We start from the raw sequence: 17614 nt of genomic DNA, 5'->3' as shown, positions 1-17614 counted from the left end.
GAATTTAGCTAGTACAAAACTAGTCTCACTGTTTTATTTTATTGTTGTAAAAAATTATTCTTCATTAATATTTATTAACAAAAAAACCTAGATATAATCTAGGTCTCTATAAATTCTTATTCTATTATTGCAGCTTATTTATTACTTGTCTAAATGCTTTAATTGCTGCATAACTAACTATGGTAACTATAACTCCTTTTACAAGGTTAAAAGGAACATAGAAAGAATATATCATATTCATTTTCTCAGCATGTGGTGTACTGCCTAGATATACAGGAATATTAATAAAATAATTAACAAGCCCTGCTATAACTGTCATAATGATGATTGCAGCTACACTACCACCAATAAATCTTTTTAAATTATTTCGTCTGAATATAAGACAGAATGGTAATACATAAGCTATTCCAACTAATAAATTAGCCAATTCACCTATTCCACCTGTACCTGAATTCATAAGCAACAATCTAAGTAGATTCTTTATAAATTGAATTATAACAGCTGCCATAGGACCTAATATTATTCCACCCAAAATTGCTACCGTATCACTGAAATCAATTTCTAAGAAAGGTGGAAAATAAGGCAGCGGGAATTCAAATAAAAATATGATGTATGCTATTGCAGATAATAAAGCAATTTTTACTAGATACATGGTATTGAATCTTTCTGACTTTCCACTATTTGTTCCATGGATATGAAACTTATTTATTTTTTCCATTTTTTTCTCCTTCCATAAAAATCTTCTGGACCGCGATTAAATAAATAAAAAAACACCTTTGAAATATCTCCAAGGTGTTATTTATCATAAATAATAAATTTAATCTCTTCTCTCATCCAGACTATACTGTCGGTCTTGGAATTACACCAAGTCAGCCATTAGGCTCGCGGACTATAACCGCCGGTCGGGAATTACACCCTGCCCTGAAGAATTTTAATATTAAGTTTTATTGTTATTATGTTTCTTACTACCATCTATATTATATTTTATTATTATATAATTGTCAATAAGGTTATTGTTTTTCTGACTTACTTACAATATAATTCAACTTTTCCTATATCTTCTTTTTGTTATTTTTTCATCAAGTAACACTTCATTCAACAAAGTTATTATTAATGCAATTAACGCAGATAACCAAAATCCTGATATATTTATCCCGCCTACCATCTTATCCATCAACATTATCATCCAAGTATTAATAATTAAGCTGAATAATCCAAAACTTATTATATTGATAGGCAGTGTAACAAGTAATAATAACGGTTTTATTAAAGTATTCACCAAAACAAAAACCAGTGCTGCTATAAGTGCTGTAGATGGATGTTCAAGACTTACCCCTTGAAAGACATATGGACTCATAATAAATACCAGCACATATAGTATATATTTATAGCATATTCTATTCACTGTTATTCTCCTTTTTATATATTAGTTTTAGACTTGTTTCTATATTTTACATTAGTATTTTTGTTTAATCTAATGAACTGTTCTCTAAGTAACATCTCTTTATAATCTTTAATACTTCTATTAGGCTGTATATTACCAAATACACTGTAATAATGTAAATTAGTATCTAACATAATACCACACTCCTTTTTACTTCAAACTTATTTTAACTATATCTTCCTTTGTCTTGATATCAACAAAATCAAAGGGTTTACAATATTTAATTTCTTTTAGTGATTCTAATATCTTATATACAGTTATTAAAATTTCTTTTAAGTTGTATTTGCTGCTTTTTATTTTAATATTGATACTTGGAGTAAAAAAAGCAATAATTGCTAACAAATCCATAGTACAATCCAACAACTGACTAAATATGAATAACGGTACAGGAATAACTATTTTGGTTTTTTTGGATTTGATGTTTATCTTAAGCAGCCTGGCTCTATTCCACATATATTTTTACCTGAGTTTTCCCATCTTCTTCATCATAAGTCTCTACATCCACCAATACCGTATCTTCTAATTCACCTGATTCCAAAGCATTTAATATTTTATTAAGATCTATAGACCCTAGATTAATACCTTTTTCGTTCATTTGGCTTTTAACATCCTCTGGGATTAAATTATTAGCTTGTGGTAATATTCCACCTATAGCTTTAATTAGTTTTATTGGTATATTGACATTGACTTTTGTTTCACCTTTTTCAGTTGTGACTTTTATTCGTAAAAATTTGAATTCCCTTTTTTGAACAGGTGCTTTATATTCTTCAATTAAAACTTCTTCCTGCTCTATGTCTACATCTCTTAACGCTTGCAATAATTCCATACCCTCTTCAGCAGTAATTTGACCTTTTTCAATCATTTCTAAAATTTTCTTTTCTTCACTCATACTAACAATCCTTTCTCTAATAATATTAATATCACCCTATTTTTCGAACCAAATTATCTAGATTTTTAATTCTTTAATTTTATCCATAGCTTCTTTTGTAGTTAATTCTCCATTAGCCAACTTATCTAATATCTGTTGTTTTAATTCTTTTAACTCGTTTAAGGAATCCCTCTTATGAGAAATAGCTTCTCTTCTTTCACTTCTTTTTTTACTTTCATCCTCTAGTCCTAAAGATTTTATTACAGAATCCAGCTTACTTCTAACAGTAGGATATGATATCCCTAATTCTTTTTCAACATCCTTAATGTTACCTCTGCACATAATAAATGTATTAATAAATTCAAGTTCATCTTTTGGTAATCTGCAAAACCTGCATGGTCTGAATTCTCCTTCAATTGATGTAGAACACTTTGGACAATTTAATTTTGTTATTTCTAATTTCTCACCACAAACTGGACATTTCCCTGGTGCTTTATATTTCATTTTTTCACCTCATTAATAATAATTAATCATCTTATATTAATAATATATACCACTAAATTAATTTTGTCAATATTCATTTTGATATTTTTAATATATTTATTAATTTTATTAATGTTTTAATTTAATATATTGAATCCACTCATTAGCATTATTAAATTTTTGTTAATATCATAAAATTTATGTATATTAATTGTTAAATATAGTTATGTACGATATAATATATATATACAATTTTAAAGATAATTATAGTTTGAATATGTAGTTGATAATTTACTACTTATGACTTTAGAATATACTGAAAGGACTGCATAGCCTATGATTAATAATCCAAATTTATATTTGAATTTTTTTCATCATAACAATAATGCATTCATGATTATAAAAGATAAAAAAATAATAGACTGTAATGATAAGATGGTTAATCTTTTTAACTACAAATCTAAAGAAGATATTATAGATCAATTTAATTTTATTATATTTCCTAATAATCAACCAAATGGACTATCATCTGTTGTTGAATTTCATAAGATACTTAATTCAATTGATAATAATTGTAATAGAACATTTAATTTTGTATGTATCAAAAGTAATTTAACAGAATTTGAAGCAGAAATTTCAATCAGTAATCATAGGGATAATAATGATACTTTTACTTTTGTAACAATAAGATGTATTACTGATTTTACATATGATAAAAAATTAATAGAATCCGAACAGTTCAAAAAGTATATAAATGCTTCTTCTAATTATTTTGTTGCTCTTGATAACACAGGAAATATTAATTTCGTTAACAAATCTTTAGGAGCTCTCTTAGCCAGTGACAGTAATTGCTTGATTGGAAAGAATTGGTTTGATATAGCCTTACCATCTAGCATCAGGTCGAAGATAAAAAGTATATTTAATACTTTAATGAAAGGATTTGTTAGCCAAAATCAAGAAATATATAATCACCCCCTTTTAACTAAATCTGGTGAAAAACGTATAGTTATGTGGTCTAATTCTATCTTAAAAGATGAATGTGGAAATATTATCGGTACATTAAGTTCAGGGCATGACATAACTGATAAATTACAAATACAGAAACAACTTATGGAAGTTGAAACTAATTTTCAACAATTACTGGAAAATACTAATGATATTTTTTGGGTCAAAAATGTTAACAGCAATGATATGTTATATATTAGTTCTGCTTTTGAACATATCTCTGGTCAGAAATGGGATAATGAAAACGGTCTTACTAATTTTTATGCTTCTATTCATCCTGATGATGTGGCAAATGTTAAATCTTCTTTTAAAAATCTAATTGAAACTGGCAGCATTTCTCAAATAGAATTTAGAATTATTAAACCAGACAACAGTATTAGATGGATATATTCTAGAGCTTTTCCCGTAAAGAATAAAGATAATGAAATTGTTAGGTTAGTAGGTGTAGCAGAAGATATAACTGAGAGGAAAGAGCTGCAGGACAGCCTCTATAAAATGGCTACAACTGATTATCTGACAGGTTCTTATAACCGTCAGCATTTCCTTAAAACCGCAGAAGGTTTTATAGCTTATGCAAGATTAACTGGGGATGTTGTATCTTTACTTATGCTAGATATTGATTATTTCAAAAAAGTAAATGATAACTATGGACATAGTATCGGTGATGAAGTATTAAAAGAACTTGTAAAAACCTGTACTAGCGTACTTGGAGAAAAAGATCTATTTGGTAGAATCGGTGGTGAAGAATTTGCAATTATTTTAACTGGTTACAATCGAGATAATGCATTTATGATTGCTGAAAAAATAAGGAAAAAGGTTGAAAATTTAGCTCTAACAATAGGGGGATATACTATCCAAATTACTATTAGTATTGGAATGTCAATGTTAGAGAATTCCAAATGTAACAGTGACTGTATTAGCAATTTATTAAATAATGCTGATACAGCTCTATATCAAGCTAAAAATTCTGGAAGAAATAAAACTGTTATTTTCTAGCTATCTATACAATTAACAATAAATAACTTTAGATTATACATACTCGTTATTAAAATTAATAAGGACTGTCTGATTACAATCAATTATTATGAGACAGTCCCTTAATATGTGGTTAAATCTTTATTAATAATATTATAGCTTCATTGATAGAGCAATTCTCTTCTTCTTGAGATCAACATTCATTACTCTTACATTAATTATATCTCCTACAGCCACAACTTCTAGAGGGTGTTTAATATATTTGTCTGCCATTTCAGATATATGCACTAATCCGTCTTGGTGAACTCCGATATCAATAAATGCTCCAAAATCAATAACATTCCTGACAGTTCCTTTTAAGACCATACCTTCTTGTAGATCTTCCATTTCTAATACATCAGTTCTTAGTATTGGTTTTGGCATTTCTTCCCTAGGGTCACGTCCAGGTTTTTCTAATTCCTTGATGATATCTCTTAATGTTGGTACTCCTACTCCTAGTTTATCAGCCATGTCTTCAACATTATTAATTTTACTATTGATTCCATTTATTTTATTACTGTTTAAGTCTTCTATGGTATTACCTATTTCATCAATCAATTGTTTACTGGCAGTATATGATTCTGGGTGAACACCTGTGTTATCAAGAGGATTATCTCCACCTACTATCCTTAAGAATCCTGCACATTGCTCATATGCTTTTGGACCTAATTTTGACACTTTTAACAATTGTTTACGATTAGTGAATCTACCTTCTGTTTCCCTATAGCTCACAATATTTTTTGCTATCGTTTTACTTATACCGGAAATATATTCTAATAAGGATGGTGATGCAGTATTTAGATCGACCCCTACTTTGTTAACACTGTCTTCAACTACGCCCGTCAATGTTTCTCCTAATCTTTTTTGGTTCATATCATGTTGATATTGTCCTACACCAATAGATTTTGGATCAATCTTAACTAACTCTGCTAGTGGATCCTGTAATCTCCTTCCTATGGATACTGCACTTCTTAACGCAACATCAAATTGTGGAAATTCTTCTGTGCCAAGTTTAGATGCTGAATAAACTGATGCTCCAGCTTCATTAACGATTATATAATGAATATTTTTATTTATTTCTTTTAACATTTCTGCAACAAATAGTTCTGATTCTCTTGATGCAGTACCATTACCAATAGCTATAATATCTACATCATGTTTTTCAATTAATGCCTTTAATTTAATCTTAGCTTCTTTCATTTTATTTTGTGGTGGTGTTGGGTAAACCACTGTAGTATCTAATACTTTACCTATCCCATCTATTACTGCTATTTTACATCCAGTCCTAAAGGCCGGGTCTAGAGCAAGTACTACTTTTCCTACAATAGGTGGTTGCATAAGCAATTGATCCAAATTCTTACCAAATACTTTTATAGCTCCTTCTTCAGCATTTTCTGTCAAGTCAGATCTTATTTCTCTCTCAATAGCTGGTGAAATCAATCTTTTGTAACTGTCAGAAATAACATCTTCTAGTACTGGAGTTGTATATATATTAGAATCTCTAATGACTTTATTTCTAAGATAACTTTCTATTTCTTGTATAGGTGCTTCTATCTTAACAACTAATATCTTTTCTTTTTCTCCTCTATTTATTGCTAATATTCTATGAGGGGCTATTTTCTTGATCTCTTCATCATATTCATAATACATTTCAAAAACCGATTCAACTGTTTTATCTTTTGCTTTCACAACTAATTTACCTTTTGTGAAGGTTCTTCTTCTGATTTCTTTCCTAAAATCTGCTTCATCAGATATCATTTCAGCAAGTATATCTTTTGCCCCATTTATTGCATCTTCAGAAGTTTTTACATCTTTTTCTTCATTGATATATTCTATAGCGATATCTTCTACAGGTGATTTTAGATTCTGCATCCATATTTTTATAGCTAATGGTTCTAATCCTTTTTCTTTAGCTATAGTGGCTCTTGTCCTTCTTTTTGGTCTATATGGTCTATAGAGATCATCAACTTCTACTAATGTTTTGGCTGATAGTATAGAATTCTTAAGTTCAGCAGTTAATTTTCCCTGCTCTTCAATACTAGCGATAACTTGTTCTTTCTTAGCTTCTAAATTCCTTAGATACGTAAGACGATCGTTAAATTCACGTAATATCTCATCACTCAGAGATCCTGTCATTTCCTTACGGTATCTTGCAATAAAAGGAATAGTATTGCCTTCATCAATTAACTTGACTGTTGCTTCAACCTGCCAAGCCTTGATATCTAATTCCTTTTCTAGTACTTTTAATATATCCATAACCTACTAGCTCCTTTACTGTAAACTCTATTAAATATTATATATTAATGATACTTACAGGACAAGGATAATAATTAAAAAAGAAAGTTACCCTTTTTATAAAGATCAACTTTCTTATATAAGTATAGCAATTATTTTAATCATACATTCTTAGAATCTATCTTTGAAACCTTCGTGTATAGCATTAACAGCACTATCAGTATCCTTTTCGTTAATAAGTACTGAGATCTTAATCTCAGAAGTTGATATCATCTTTATGTTAATATCAGCGTCATATAGACTTTCAAACATTACTGCTGCTACTCCAGGATTAGAAGCCATACCTGCACCTACAATAGATACTTTTGAGACTGAATCATCATATTCTATTCTTTCAGCAGATATTCTTGAAAGATTATCCTGAAGAATTTTTTTAGTGTCTTCTAATGCATCTCTAGGTACTGTGAATGATATATCTTTTGTATTGTTTCTTCCTATTGATTGTAAGATAATATCAACATTGATATTATGTTTTGCAAGTATAGAAAATAGTCCGAACGCTTTTCCTGGTTCATCTTTAATTCCAATTGCAGCAACTCTAGCAACATTCTTATCCGCAGCAACGCCGCTAACTAACATTTTTTCCATTTTACATTCCTCCCTAACAATGGTTCCTTCAGCTTTTGTCAAACTTGAGCGTACAACTAAATCTACACCATATTTCTTGGCAAGTTCTACTGATCGGTTATGAAGAACTTTTGCACCAAGTGAAGCTAATTCTAACATTTCATCATAGGTAATTTCATTTAATTTAACTGCGTCTTTAACAACTCTAGGATCAGCAGTATAAACTCCATCTACATCTGTATATATTTCACATTTATCAGCATTAAGTTCAGCTGCTATTGCTACTGCTGTTGTATCTGAACCACCTCTACCCAAAGTAGTTATATCATCATATTTATTAATACCTTGGAATCCTGTCACAAGTACAATATTCTTTCTTTCAAGTTCTAAATTTATTCTTTCAGCATCTATTCTTTTGAGTCTTGCATTACTATAAACAGATGTTGTATGCATCTTTACTTGATAAGCATTTAGTGATATTGCTGGGTATCCTAAATTCTGTAATGCCATAGACATCAGTGCTACAGATTGTTGTTCACCTGTTGTAAGAATCATATCCATTTCTCTTCTTGAAGGATTTGGATTAATTTCTTTTGCTTTTGCTATTAATTCGTCTGTAGTATCTCCTTGTGCTGATAAAACTACAACGACATCATTACCTTTTTTATAATCTTCTAATATTCTTTCTGCAACATTATATACTCTTTCTTTATTTGCTACAGAACTACCTCCAAATTTCTTTACTATTAACAAGTTGTTTCCTCCTCTTTAGGTATCTAATAGTGTATGTATTATTTTAAGAAATAGTCCATTAGTTCATGGCCTTTCATAAATACATTTCCCTTTAGTTTACATGATTCTTCATCATATTTTACATTAGATTCAATTTTTCTAGAACTATCATATATTAAATAAGGAACTGCCTTATTTGTATGTGTTCTAATGGCTAGAGGTGTAGGATGGTCAGGTAGTATCATTATCTTATAGTCATCTTCAAGTTTATCAAGTTCCTCTTTTATGTATTTGACAACTTCCCTATCTATAAGTTCAATTGATTTTACTTTATTATCGATTTCCCCTCTATGTCCACATTCATCTGGTGCTTCCATATGTACATATACAAAGTCTTGACCAGATTTTAAAGCATCAATTGCAGCTTTTGCCTTACCTCGAAAATTGGTATTAATGTTACCAGTAACACCTTCAACTTCAATATTTTTCATTTTAGCTGCTATAGCTATCCCTTTTAATAGATCAACAGCTGATATCATAGCACCTTTTTTATTATATTTATCACTAAAGGATTTTAACGTTGGTTTAGTCCCTTCCCCCCATATCCATATGGAGTTTGCAGGTCTTAATCCTTTTTCTTTTCTTCTTATGTTAATAGGGTGATTCTTAAGTAATTCATTACTTAACACCATCATTTGTTTTATTTTATCGGAATTAGTTCCTTTTGGTAAATACTTTTTTACTTTTTTTTCTAATATATCATGAGGGGGTGTAAGATTCACATCTGTACTACCTTTATGCCATATTATAGCATGTCTATAACTAGTTCCTGTATAGAATTTGATTGTATCATTTCCTAAGTACTTTTCTAGATATTTTATTAATTCATCTGCTTCCTCAGTTGTTATTTCATCAGAACTATGATCAATTATAGTTTTGTCTTCGTATGAACCATCTTCGCTTAATGTTACTAGATTACATCTAAAGCTAACATCATTACTTTCCATATCAGCCCCAATACTTAGAGCTTCTAGTGGTGATCTTCCAGTATAATATTTCTGAGGATCATATCCTAATACTGATAAATTAGCAGTATCACTTCCTGGTGCTAATCCATCTGGAATAGTCTTTACTAATCCAACTTCTGCCATTTTTGCTAATGAATCGATATTTTCTTTATCAGCTACCTGTAAAGGTGTTTTGTCTCCTAATTGCTTTACAGGTTCATCAGCCATACCGTCTCCTAGTATTACAACATATTTCATATATTATCATCCCTTCGCTGTCAGGCGGTAGATATGTTCATTGTTAAGTATTCATTACTTGTCTATTCTTATTACACTTAATACTTTTGATACAATATTTTTAGTATTAAGGTCATTAATTTTCTCTTTTAATCTTCCTTCTTTGAATGCATCAGTAATAAATGCTATCTCATCAACTTTATCGTCAATTTTTACATACTGTACATCACCAAATATCTCTTTTATCTGATTACGTACCATATCTAAACTTTTAGGCACTAATCTAATAAAGCATCTTGTTGAAACATTATCCACACTCATTAACTCCATCTTCTTAGTACTCCAAAATGAAACTATATTCCTTTCAAGATGTTTTACAGCATCAACAATGTCTGCTACAACTGCACTAGCTGTAGGTAATTTACCTGCACCTTTACCATAGAACATAACGTCTCCAATAACATTTCCTTTAACAAATATAGCATTAAAAACTCCATTGACATTTGATAATGGATGATCTTTTCCAATCATCATTGGCGAAACCATAGCGTATACTTTTTCATCTTTTTTCTTACTTGTTGCCAATAATTTTATATCGTATCCTAATTGTTTGGCGTATTTCATATCAATATCTGATATTTTTGTTATACCTTCTGTGTATATGTCTTCAAAATCAACTTGCATACCAAAAGCAAGTGAAGAAAGTATAGCTATTTTCCTACAAGCATCGAACCCTTCAACATCTGCTTCTGGGTTTCGCTCTGCATAACCTTTATCTTGCGCTTCTTTTAATACAGTCTCAAAATCCAGTCCTTCGTCTGCCATTTTACTTAGTATGAAGTTAGTTGTACCATTTAGTATTCCAGTGATTTCATATATTTCGTCAGCAGTTAGTGATTGATTAAGTGGTCTTATAATAGGTATTCCACCACCCACACTAGCTTCGAATAGGAAATTAATGTTTTTGTCTCTTGCTATTTTAAGTAGTTCTGCTCCATGGCGTGCCACTAACTCTTTATTAGAAGTAACGACACTTTTGCCACTTAATAAGGCTTTTTTTACAAAAGTATATGCAGGCTCTACGCCACCCATAACTTCAGCAATTACCTTAACACTTGGATCATTAAGAATATCTTCATAATTTTTTGTTAGTATATCCTCTATTGGTGATCCTGGGAAATCTCTTAAGTCTAATACGTATTTGAGGTTAATCTTCTTTCCTGCTCTTTTATTGATACTGTCTTTATTAGTTGTAAGTACTTCTACTACTCCTGAACCAACTGTACCGTATCCTAATATTGCAACATCTACCATTTATCTCACTCCCTAGCTAATATTTTTACTTGATGTATTCCTTCATGACTTTCTAATGACATAATCATTTCTTGTATATCACCAGATGTTGGAAGTATTTCCATACTTAATGTTATGTTGGCCACACCGTTAATAGGTATTGTTTGATGTATTGTCAGTATATTTGCCTTGTACTGGGCAATAATATTTAATATGCATGATAGTAGTCCTGGTTCGTCATCAAGACCGAGAGCAACAGTTATAGCTCTTCCTCTTGAATTATCGTAGAAAGGAAATATTGTGTCTTTGTATTTATAAAACGAGCTACGACTTATTCCAACAGAATCTACTGCTTCTTGTATCGTTATTGCTTTTTCTTTTTCCAAAAGCTTTTTAGCTTGAACAACCTTCAAGAATACTTCTGGTAAAGCTTTTCTCTTAATAATATAATAACTTGCTGTATCAGGCATTTCATCACCTTCGTTGTTTTTCTATTAAAAACATTTGTTTTTATTACGGAGATTATACCACTAATTTAATAAAAATACAAGGGATATGTATAAAATAAGTCAGGATTTTCATTAATGCAATTGAAAATTCTAGTATTTCATATGTTCCATAGTCGTTTCATATATTTAGAAACCAAAAAACTTGTGCTATGATAAACACAAGTTTCTATTAGTTATTAATATTAATTCAGTTAAAAGATAATTTATTGGATTAACGTCAAGTATGTATAATTATTCTTGTTCCTTAGATACTTTTCCTAGTTCTAATTGTTCTTCTTCTGATATAATCAAGTCTATATCTATTAGAATAACCATTCGCTGTTCCATCTTAGCAATACTTTTAATGTACTTCCTATTGATTCCTGTTACTATTTTTGGAGCTTCCTCAATATTTTTATCTTCGATATTTAGTATTTCCTGTACGGAATCAACAATAAATCCTATTTTCATACCATTAGTCACTGTTACGATAATTTTCGTATTTTCATCTGATTCTTTTTCTTTTAGATGAAATTTCTTTCTTAAGCTGTATACCGGTAATACGCTACCCCTAAGGTTAATGATACCTGTTATATACTCTGGAGTATTTGGTGTTTTGACAACTTCTTGATATTTTTCAATTGTTATAACCTTCATTATATCCAAACCATATTCTTCTTTATCAAGCTTAAATATAACCTGTTGCATTGTAGACATATTCTTCACTCCTTTTGTAATTTTTAGCATCTAATTATAGAATCCTTGATTTAGAGGGCTAACCATTGTAAATAAGCATTAATGAATAGATCTATCTTTCCATCCATTACACTTTGTACATTACCAGTTTCTGCATTAGTTCTATGATCTTTTACCATACTGTATGGATGCATCACATATGAACGTATTTGGCTGCCCCAACCTATCTCTTTGACTTCCCCTCTTATTCCTTCCATTTTAGCCATTTGTTCTTGTCTTCTTATTTCATATAACTTGGCTTTTAACATCTTCAGAGCTCTATCTTTGTTCTTGTGTTGTGAACGTTCATTTTGACATTGAACAACTACACCTGTAGGTATATGAGTTATTCTAACAGCTGAATCTGTTTTGTTAATATGTTGTCCACCTGCTCCACTTGCACGATAAGTATCTATCTTAATGTCTTCATCGTTTATTTCCAAATCAATATCATCATCTATCTCTGGTAGGACATCCAATGATGCAAATGATGTGTGTCTTCTACCTGATGAATCAAAAGGAGATATTCTTACTAAACGATGAACTCCTTTTTCTGATTTTAGATAACCATAGGCATTTTCTCCGTTTATTTGAATAGTTACAGATTTAACTCCTGCTTCTTCACCATCCAGATAATCCAGTGTTTCTATTTTGTAACCTTTATCATCTGCCCATCTGGTATACATTCTAAGCAACATACTTACCCAGTCGCAAGATTCTGTTCCACCAGCACCAGCATGTAAAGATATTATGGCATTATTACCATCATATTCTCCAGATAAAAGTGTCCTAGTTCTAAGTTCTTCATAATCATTAATAAATTCCTTTAACGATGATGAAACCTCTTTGATAATTTCATCATCATTTTCTTCTATTCCCATTTCAATGAGAGTTTCAATATCTTCATATTCTTGTACAAGATTATTATAGTTGTCCACTTTATCTTTTAACTGTTTAATTTCCTTTAATACTTTTCCTGAATTTTCAGCATCGTTCCAGAATTCTTCTGATGCAACCTTGGCATCTAGTTCTTCTATCTTGTTCTTTACATTGACCAAGTCAAAGTGAAACACTCATTTCATCTAATTTCTTTTTGTAGGCTTGGAGTTCTAATTTGCTTTGTTCTAGTTCTAGCATTTTATCACCTCTATCATTTTTTTACCACATTAAATCTTACCATCATGCCTATTGGTTTCTACCACAACAGTATTTATATTTTTTACCGCTACCGCATGGGCATAACTCGTTTCTTCCTACTTTTCTTTCTTTTCTTCGTACAGGCTGTTTAGCCGCTTGTTGTTCGCCCCTGTTAGTTGATGTAACCTTGGCTACTCTTTCTCTCTCTATTTTTCTTGCTGGTCTTATACGATATAGAGCTCTAAGTGTAGCTTCCTGTATATTATTGGACATTTCTTCAAACATATCAAATCCAAGGAATTTATATTCTACTAAAGGATCTCTTTGACCATAAGCTCTAAGTCCTATACCTTGACGCATTTGGTCCATGTTATCAATGTGATCCATCCATTTTTGGTCTATAGCTTTTAATAGGATAACACGTTCAGCTTCACGCATGAATTCTTCTTCGTCAAATTCGTTTTCCTTATCTTCATATAGTTTAGCTGCTATTTCATATAATTTTTCTGTGAATTTGTCCTTAGTCAAGGATTCTCTTTCTTCTTCTGTTGTATGAATTGATCTTATCGGTATAATCTCATTCAAAGACTCCATGAGTCCTGGTATATCCCATTCATCAAATTCTTGCTCTTCTCCAGCATGAGTATCAACAAATCTGCCAATAACTTCTTTTATCATACTCATGATGAAATCTCTCATGTTGTCCCCTTGAAGAACTTTCTTTCTTTCACCATATATAATCTCTCTTTGCTCATTCATTACTTGGTCATAATCAAGTAAGTGCTTTCTTATGGAGAAGTTATTTCCTTCAACTTTTTTCTGAGCATTCTCTATTGCGTTTGATAAGATACCTGCTGCGATTGGTTCTCCTTCAGGTAGCCCTAATCTTGTAACTGTATTTTTCATTCTCTCTGAACCGAATAGACGCATCAAGTCATCATCTAATGAGATATAGAACTTAGATTCACCAGGGTCTCCTTGACGTCCTGAACGACCTCTTAACTGATTGTCTATACGTCTGGATTCATGACGTTCTGTACCAATAATTTTGAGTCCACCAGTTTCAATAACACCTTCACCTAATTTAATATCAGTACCACGACCAGCCATATTGGTTGCTATGGTAATAGCACCTTTTTGACCCGCCATTGCTACAATCTCAGCTTCTCTCTCATGATATTTTGCATTAAGTACTTTGTGTACGACTCCTTTTTTTCTAAGCATCTTACTTAATTCTTCTGATGATTCTATTGTTATAGTACCGACCAATACTGGTTGTCCTCTATCATAACATTCTGCAATATCATCGATGACAGCATTTACCTTTTCACGATGTGATTTATAAACTTGGTCTGGTTGGTCTTTTCTTACTATTGGTTTATTAGTTGGTATAGCTATTACGTCCATACCATATATTTCTCTGAATTCTTCTTCTTCAGTTAATGCTGTACCAGTCATACCAGATTTTTTATCGTATTTGTTGAAATAATTCTGGAAAGTTATTGTTGCAAGAGTTTTACTTTCTCTTCTTACTCTAACACTTTCTTTTGCTTCAATTGCTTGATGCAATCCATTAGAATATCTTCTTCCTGGCATTAAACGTCCAGTGAACTCATCTACAATAATTATTTCTTCTTCTTTTATAACATAATCTTTATCTTTATACATAGTATTATGTGCTTTTAACGCTAATATAACATGGTGTTGTATTTCCATATTTTCTGGATCTGCTAAGTTATCTACTTGGAAGAATTGTTCAACTTTTTTGATACCATCAGCAGTAAGAGATACTGATTTTGCTTTTTCATCAACTACAAAATCTCCTTCTTCTTGAATCTCTTCATTAAGTAAGGCACTCATCTTGGATATTTCTCCTATTACCTTACCTTTTTGTAATCTTCTAGCTATTATATCTGCCTGTTGATATAAATGAGTTGATTTACTGCTGTTACCAGATATAATCAATGGTGTTCTTGCCTCATCAATTAATACAGAGTCGACCTCATCAATAACAACAAAGTTCAAATCTCTCTGTACCATTTCTTTTTTATATATAACCATGTTATCTCTAAGGTAGTCAAATCCAAACTCATTATTGGTACCGTATGTAATATCACAGTTATATGCTTCTCTTCTTTCTTCATTATCTATTCCGTTAACTATAACACCTACTGTTAATCCAAGAAATTCATGTATTCTACCAATATTTTCAGCATCACGTTTAGCTAAGTAATCGTTGACAGTAACTACATGTACCCCTTTTCCTTCTAAAGCATTCAAGTATGCTGCAAAAGGAGCTACATATGTTTTACCTTCTCCAGTTTTCATCTCAGCTATTCTACCTTGATGGAGTATTATAGCTCCTATCAATTGGACTCTATAAGGTCTTATGTCTACTGTACGCTTTGAAGCTTCTCTAACAACAGCATAGGCTTCAATTAATATATCGTCTAATGTTTCACCTTTTTTTAATCTTTCTCTAAATTCATTGGTTTTACTTTTTAACTGGTCATCAGTTAATTTTTCCATTTCTGGTTCTAAAGCTTCTATTTTATCTACTAATGGTATTATTCTCTTTATCTCTTTATCACTATGTGTTCCAAATACTTTTTCAAATAATTTTTTCATTTATTTTCACCTTTCACTTTTAATTTTTCATATTGTATTTTCAGTGGAAGTATGTTTTATATTCATTTTACTTAATATAACTTTATATTCAATATATTTTCCATTTCTATTTAATTTATAGTTAACCCTGAAATATTCTTCTAGAGTACTATTGCTATCAGTGTAGAAAGTTAATGGTATCTGATTTAACCCATCATTGGTATCTTCTGTAATTATATCACTTTTAATGTTATTATCTAATAAAACAGGTTTATATGTATTTGTATATTCTTTGTTACACATTAACCTTGAATTCTCAATTTTATTATTTAGATAGTTTTGTATCAAACTATATATTCTTTTAAACTTATCTTTTTTGTTTAATCTATTATCTATAGTATTTTCTAATTCTTTGAATACACTTCCATTAAGAACCTGTTCTAGATTCCATTGACCATTAGCACGTATGGGCATAGTGGAATTATTTTGTACTTTAATTATCTGCGCATGAGAAATAAATGCTGATGGTAGACATATAGCATATATTAATAAAATCCCAGATATAGTTATATATTTTCTACATAATTTACCCATATTGCACCTCCTAATAGTATTATTGGAATTTAATTTATATTTTATGATTTAATGTAATTTATAAGTCCTCAATATTTTACCACTAATCTTTACATTATTCAACTTTTTAGCAATATCTCTTTATCACCAATATCTTTTTCATGATAATAGCATAAAAAGAGCACTAAAAAAGGAACCTTTCCAGGTTCCATTTTTTTAAAGTGTTGGTTCAATTAGCCCATAAGTACCATTTTTTCTTTTATAAACCACATTAACTTCTTCTGTATCACTGTTCATGAATACAAAAAAGTCATGTCCTAATAAATCCATTTGTAAACATGCTTCTTCAATATCCATAGGCTTCATTGCAAAGCGTTTAGTTCTAACTATCTCAATTTTTTTATCATCTAGGTCTTCTTCCATGGTTTCATTAACAAAGTCATTTTTAAAAGTTCCAGCACTATGTTGTCTTGATATTAACTTATTTTTATGTTTTAGAAGTTGCCTTTCTAATACATCAACCACTTTATCTATAGCAGTATACATATTTTCAGCTGATTCTTCTGCTCTGATTATACTGCCTTTAATCGGAATCGTCACCTCTATTATATGTCTTAATTTTTGAACACTCATTGTTATCTGAGCTTCGTTATCCGGAGTAAAATATTTATCCATTTTACTCAACTTATCGATAGTTGCTTCCCTTAATGCTTTGGTTATTTCTATGTTTTTTCCACTTATGATGTAGCGCATACTACCAACTCCTTCCAAAATATCATAGACTTTTATAATATAATAGTCTATATTATTATATTCGATATTCAATCAATAAATCCTTTTAATTGATATAAATTTATATTTATTCCTATTCGTAATTTTCTGCTAAATAAAAGAGATTTATGTTTTTTCATGTGGATAATTATCTTTTTTCGTCCCAAAAATACCATAATATCTGTGGATAATGTGTATAACTCTGTGAATAACCTAATATAGTATCAATTTTTATCCAAAAAATGTGGATACTTATTAACAGTAATATTTTATGTCAACAATCAATTATCTGATAATCCAACCATGATTTTTACACTCAAAATGCTATATTAAAACAAGGCTATTTTGAACAAATATT

17 protein-coding genes and 1 riboswitch are annotated in these 17614 nt (G+C 30.4%); of the genes, 1 reads left to right on the top strand and 16 read right to left on the bottom strand.

The annotated features are described in order from the left end of the window. Positions 1-124: 124 nt before the first annotated feature. The 6 genes from AACQ14_RS11945 to AACQ14_RS11920 all read right to left on the bottom strand — a co-directional run bounded on the left by AACQ14_RS11945 (position 125) and on the right by AACQ14_RS11920 (position 2816). The gene (locus tag AACQ14_RS11945) at positions 125-718 is read right to left on the bottom strand and encodes an ECF transporter S component (RefSeq protein ID WP_339363822.1); all 594 of its coding nucleotides are present in this window, start codon (positions 716-718) and stop codon (positions 125-127) included. A gap of 100 nt (positions 719-818) precedes the next feature. After that, positions 819-933: riboswitch (FMN riboswitch) on the bottom strand. 109 nt (positions 934-1042) lie between these two features. Further along, a complete protein-coding gene (locus AACQ14_RS11940; protein WP_339363821.1) occupies positions 1043-1405 on the bottom strand; it encodes a phage holin family protein in 363 nt (120 codons plus the stop codon). Between the two features lie 14 nt (positions 1406-1419). Next, entirely contained in the window at positions 1420-1578 is a 159-nt protein-coding gene (locus AACQ14_RS11935; RefSeq protein ID WP_339363820.1) for a hypothetical protein, read from the bottom strand. A 16-nt stretch (positions 1579-1594) separates the two neighbouring features. Beyond that, a complete protein-coding gene (locus AACQ14_RS11930; protein WP_339363819.1) occupies positions 1595-1897 on the bottom strand; it encodes a hypothetical protein in 303 nt (100 codons plus the stop codon). Beyond that, on the bottom strand, positions 1887-2333 hold the full coding sequence (locus tag AACQ14_RS11925; RefSeq protein WP_339363818.1) for an SHOCT-like domain-containing protein: 447 nt from the start codon (positions 2331-2333) through the stop codon (positions 1887-1889). The genes AACQ14_RS11930 and AACQ14_RS11925 overlap by 11 nt, the downstream gene beginning before the upstream one ends. 57 nt (positions 2334-2390) lie before the next feature. Continuing rightward, on the bottom strand, positions 2391-2816 hold the full coding sequence (locus AACQ14_RS11920) for a DUF2089 domain-containing protein (protein ID WP_339363817.1): 426 nt from the start codon (positions 2814-2816) through the stop codon (positions 2391-2393). Between the two features lie 315 nt (positions 2817-3131). On the opposite strand from AACQ14_RS11920, the gene AACQ14_RS11915 reads away from it, so the two are divergent. Then, positions 3132-4796, top strand: coding sequence for a sensor domain-containing diguanylate cyclase (locus tag AACQ14_RS11915; RefSeq protein ID WP_339363816.1), 1665 nt, complete (start codon positions 3132-3134; stop codon positions 4794-4796). Positions 4797-4928: 132 nt separating this feature from the next. Here AACQ14_RS11915 and AACQ14_RS11910 read toward each other — a convergent pair whose 3' ends face one another. From AACQ14_RS11910 to hpf, 10 genes are all read right to left on the bottom strand, one after another. Further along, on the bottom strand, positions 4929-7070 hold the full coding sequence (locus AACQ14_RS11910) for a Tex family protein (protein ID WP_339363815.1): 2142 nt from the start codon (positions 7068-7070) through the stop codon (positions 4929-4931). Between the two features lie 150 nt (positions 7071-7220). Next, entirely contained in the window at positions 7221-8429 is a 1209-nt protein-coding gene (locus AACQ14_RS11905; protein WP_339363814.1) for an aspartate kinase, read from the bottom strand. A gap of 38 nt (positions 8430-8467) precedes the next feature. Then, positions 8468-9673 carry a cofactor-independent phosphoglycerate mutase gene (locus tag AACQ14_RS11900; protein WP_339363813.1) on the bottom strand — a complete coding sequence of 402 codons (1206 nt, stop codon included), beginning with the start codon at positions 9671-9673 and terminating at the stop codon, positions 8468-8470. 54 nt (positions 9674-9727) lie between these two features. Beyond that, complete coding sequence (locus tag AACQ14_RS11895) at positions 9728-10966, bottom strand: homoserine dehydrogenase (RefSeq protein WP_339363812.1); 1239 nt, start codon at positions 10964-10966, stop codon at positions 9728-9730. Between the two features lie 5 nt (positions 10967-10971). Continuing rightward, positions 10972-11415: an ACT domain-containing protein gene (locus AACQ14_RS11890; RefSeq protein ID WP_113673695.1), complete on the bottom strand. Its 444-nt coding sequence runs from the start codon at positions 11413-11415 to the stop codon at positions 10972-10974. Positions 11416-11685: 270 nt separating this feature from the next. Then, positions 11686-12150, bottom strand: a complete 465-nt coding sequence (locus AACQ14_RS11885) for a chemotaxis protein CheW (RefSeq protein ID WP_339363811.1) — start codon at positions 12148-12150, stop codon at positions 11686-11688. Between the two features lie 50 nt (positions 12151-12200). Continuing rightward, positions 12201-13305, bottom strand: a protein-coding gene (gene prfB / locus AACQ14_RS11880) for a peptide chain release factor 2 (RefSeq protein WP_339363810.1) whose coding sequence is annotated in 2 segments (ribosomal slippage) — positions 12201-13229 and positions 13231-13305 — 1104 coding nt in all. Because the reading frame shifts where the segments join, the coding sequence is not laid out codon by codon here. Between the two features lie 48 nt (positions 13306-13353). After that, positions 13354-15933: a preprotein translocase subunit SecA gene (gene secA / locus AACQ14_RS11875; RefSeq protein WP_339363809.1), complete on the bottom strand. Its 2580-nt coding sequence runs from the start codon at positions 15931-15933 to the stop codon at positions 13354-13356. A 27-nt stretch (positions 15934-15960) separates the two neighbouring features. Next, positions 15961-16506, bottom strand: a complete 546-nt coding sequence (locus AACQ14_RS11870; protein WP_339363808.1) for a hypothetical protein — start codon at positions 16504-16506, stop codon at positions 15961-15963. 195 nt (positions 16507-16701) lie between these two features. Further along, on the bottom strand, positions 16702-17238 hold the full coding sequence (hpf, locus tag AACQ14_RS11865; protein WP_339363807.1) for a ribosome hibernation-promoting factor, HPF/YfiA family: 537 nt from the start codon (positions 17236-17238) through the stop codon (positions 16702-16704). Between the last annotated feature and the right edge of the window lie 376 nt (positions 17239-17614).

The organism is Vallitalea maricola, from assembly GCF_036985595.1.
Taxonomy (GTDB): Bacteria; Bacillota; Clostridia; order Lachnospirales; family Vallitaleaceae; genus Vallitalea; species Vallitalea maricola.
The sequence above is the reverse complement of the archived record's forward strand: the minus strand, read 5'-3'. Positions and strand labels throughout refer to the sequence as shown.

Coding starts and splice junctions, on each gene's coding strand:
- AACQ14_RS11945 (WP_339363822.1), bottom strand. CDS start 718: ATGGAAAAAATAAATAAGTTTCATATCCATGGAACAAATAGTGGAAAG.
- AACQ14_RS11935 (WP_339363820.1), bottom strand. CDS start 1,578: ATGTTAGATACTAATTTACATTATTACAGTGTATTTGGTAATATACAG.
- AACQ14_RS11930 (WP_339363819.1), bottom strand. CDS start 1,897: ATGTGGAATAGAGCCAGGCTGCTTAAGATAAACATCAAATCCAAAAAA.
- AACQ14_RS11925 (WP_339363818.1), bottom strand. CDS start 2,333: ATGAGTGAAGAAAAGAAAATTTTAGAAATGATTGAAAAAGGTCAAATT.
- AACQ14_RS11920 (WP_339363817.1), bottom strand. CDS start 2,816: ATGAAATATAAAGCACCAGGGAAATGTCCAGTTTGTGGTGAGAAATTA.
- AACQ14_RS11915 (WP_339363816.1), top strand. CDS start 3,132: ATGATTAATAATCCAAATTTATATTTGAATTTTTTTCATCATAACAAT.
- AACQ14_RS11910 (WP_339363815.1), bottom strand. CDS start 7,070: ATGGATATATTAAAAGTACTAGAAAAGGAATTAGATATCAAGGCTTGG.
- AACQ14_RS11900 (WP_339363813.1), bottom strand. CDS start 9,673: ATGAAATATGTTGTAATACTAGGAGACGGTATGGCTGATGAACCTGTA.
- AACQ14_RS11895 (WP_339363812.1), bottom strand. CDS start 10,966: ATGGTAGATGTTGCAATATTAGGATACGGTACAGTTGGTTCAGGAGTA.
- AACQ14_RS11890 (WP_113673695.1), bottom strand. CDS start 11,415: ATGCCTGATACAGCAAGTTATTATATTATTAAGAGAAAAGCTTTACCA.
- AACQ14_RS11885 (WP_339363811.1), bottom strand. CDS start 12,150: ATGTCTACAATGCAACAGGTTATATTTAAGCTTGATAAAGAAGAATAT.
- secA (WP_339363809.1), bottom strand. CDS start 15,933: ATGAAAAAATTATTTGAAAAAGTATTTGGAACACATAGTGATAAAGAG.
- AACQ14_RS11870 (WP_339363808.1), bottom strand. CDS start 16,506: ATGGGTAAATTATGTAGAAAATATATAACTATATCTGGGATTTTATTA.
- hpf (WP_339363807.1), bottom strand. CDS start 17,238: ATGCGCTACATCATAAGTGGAAAAAACATAGAAATAACCAAAGCATTA.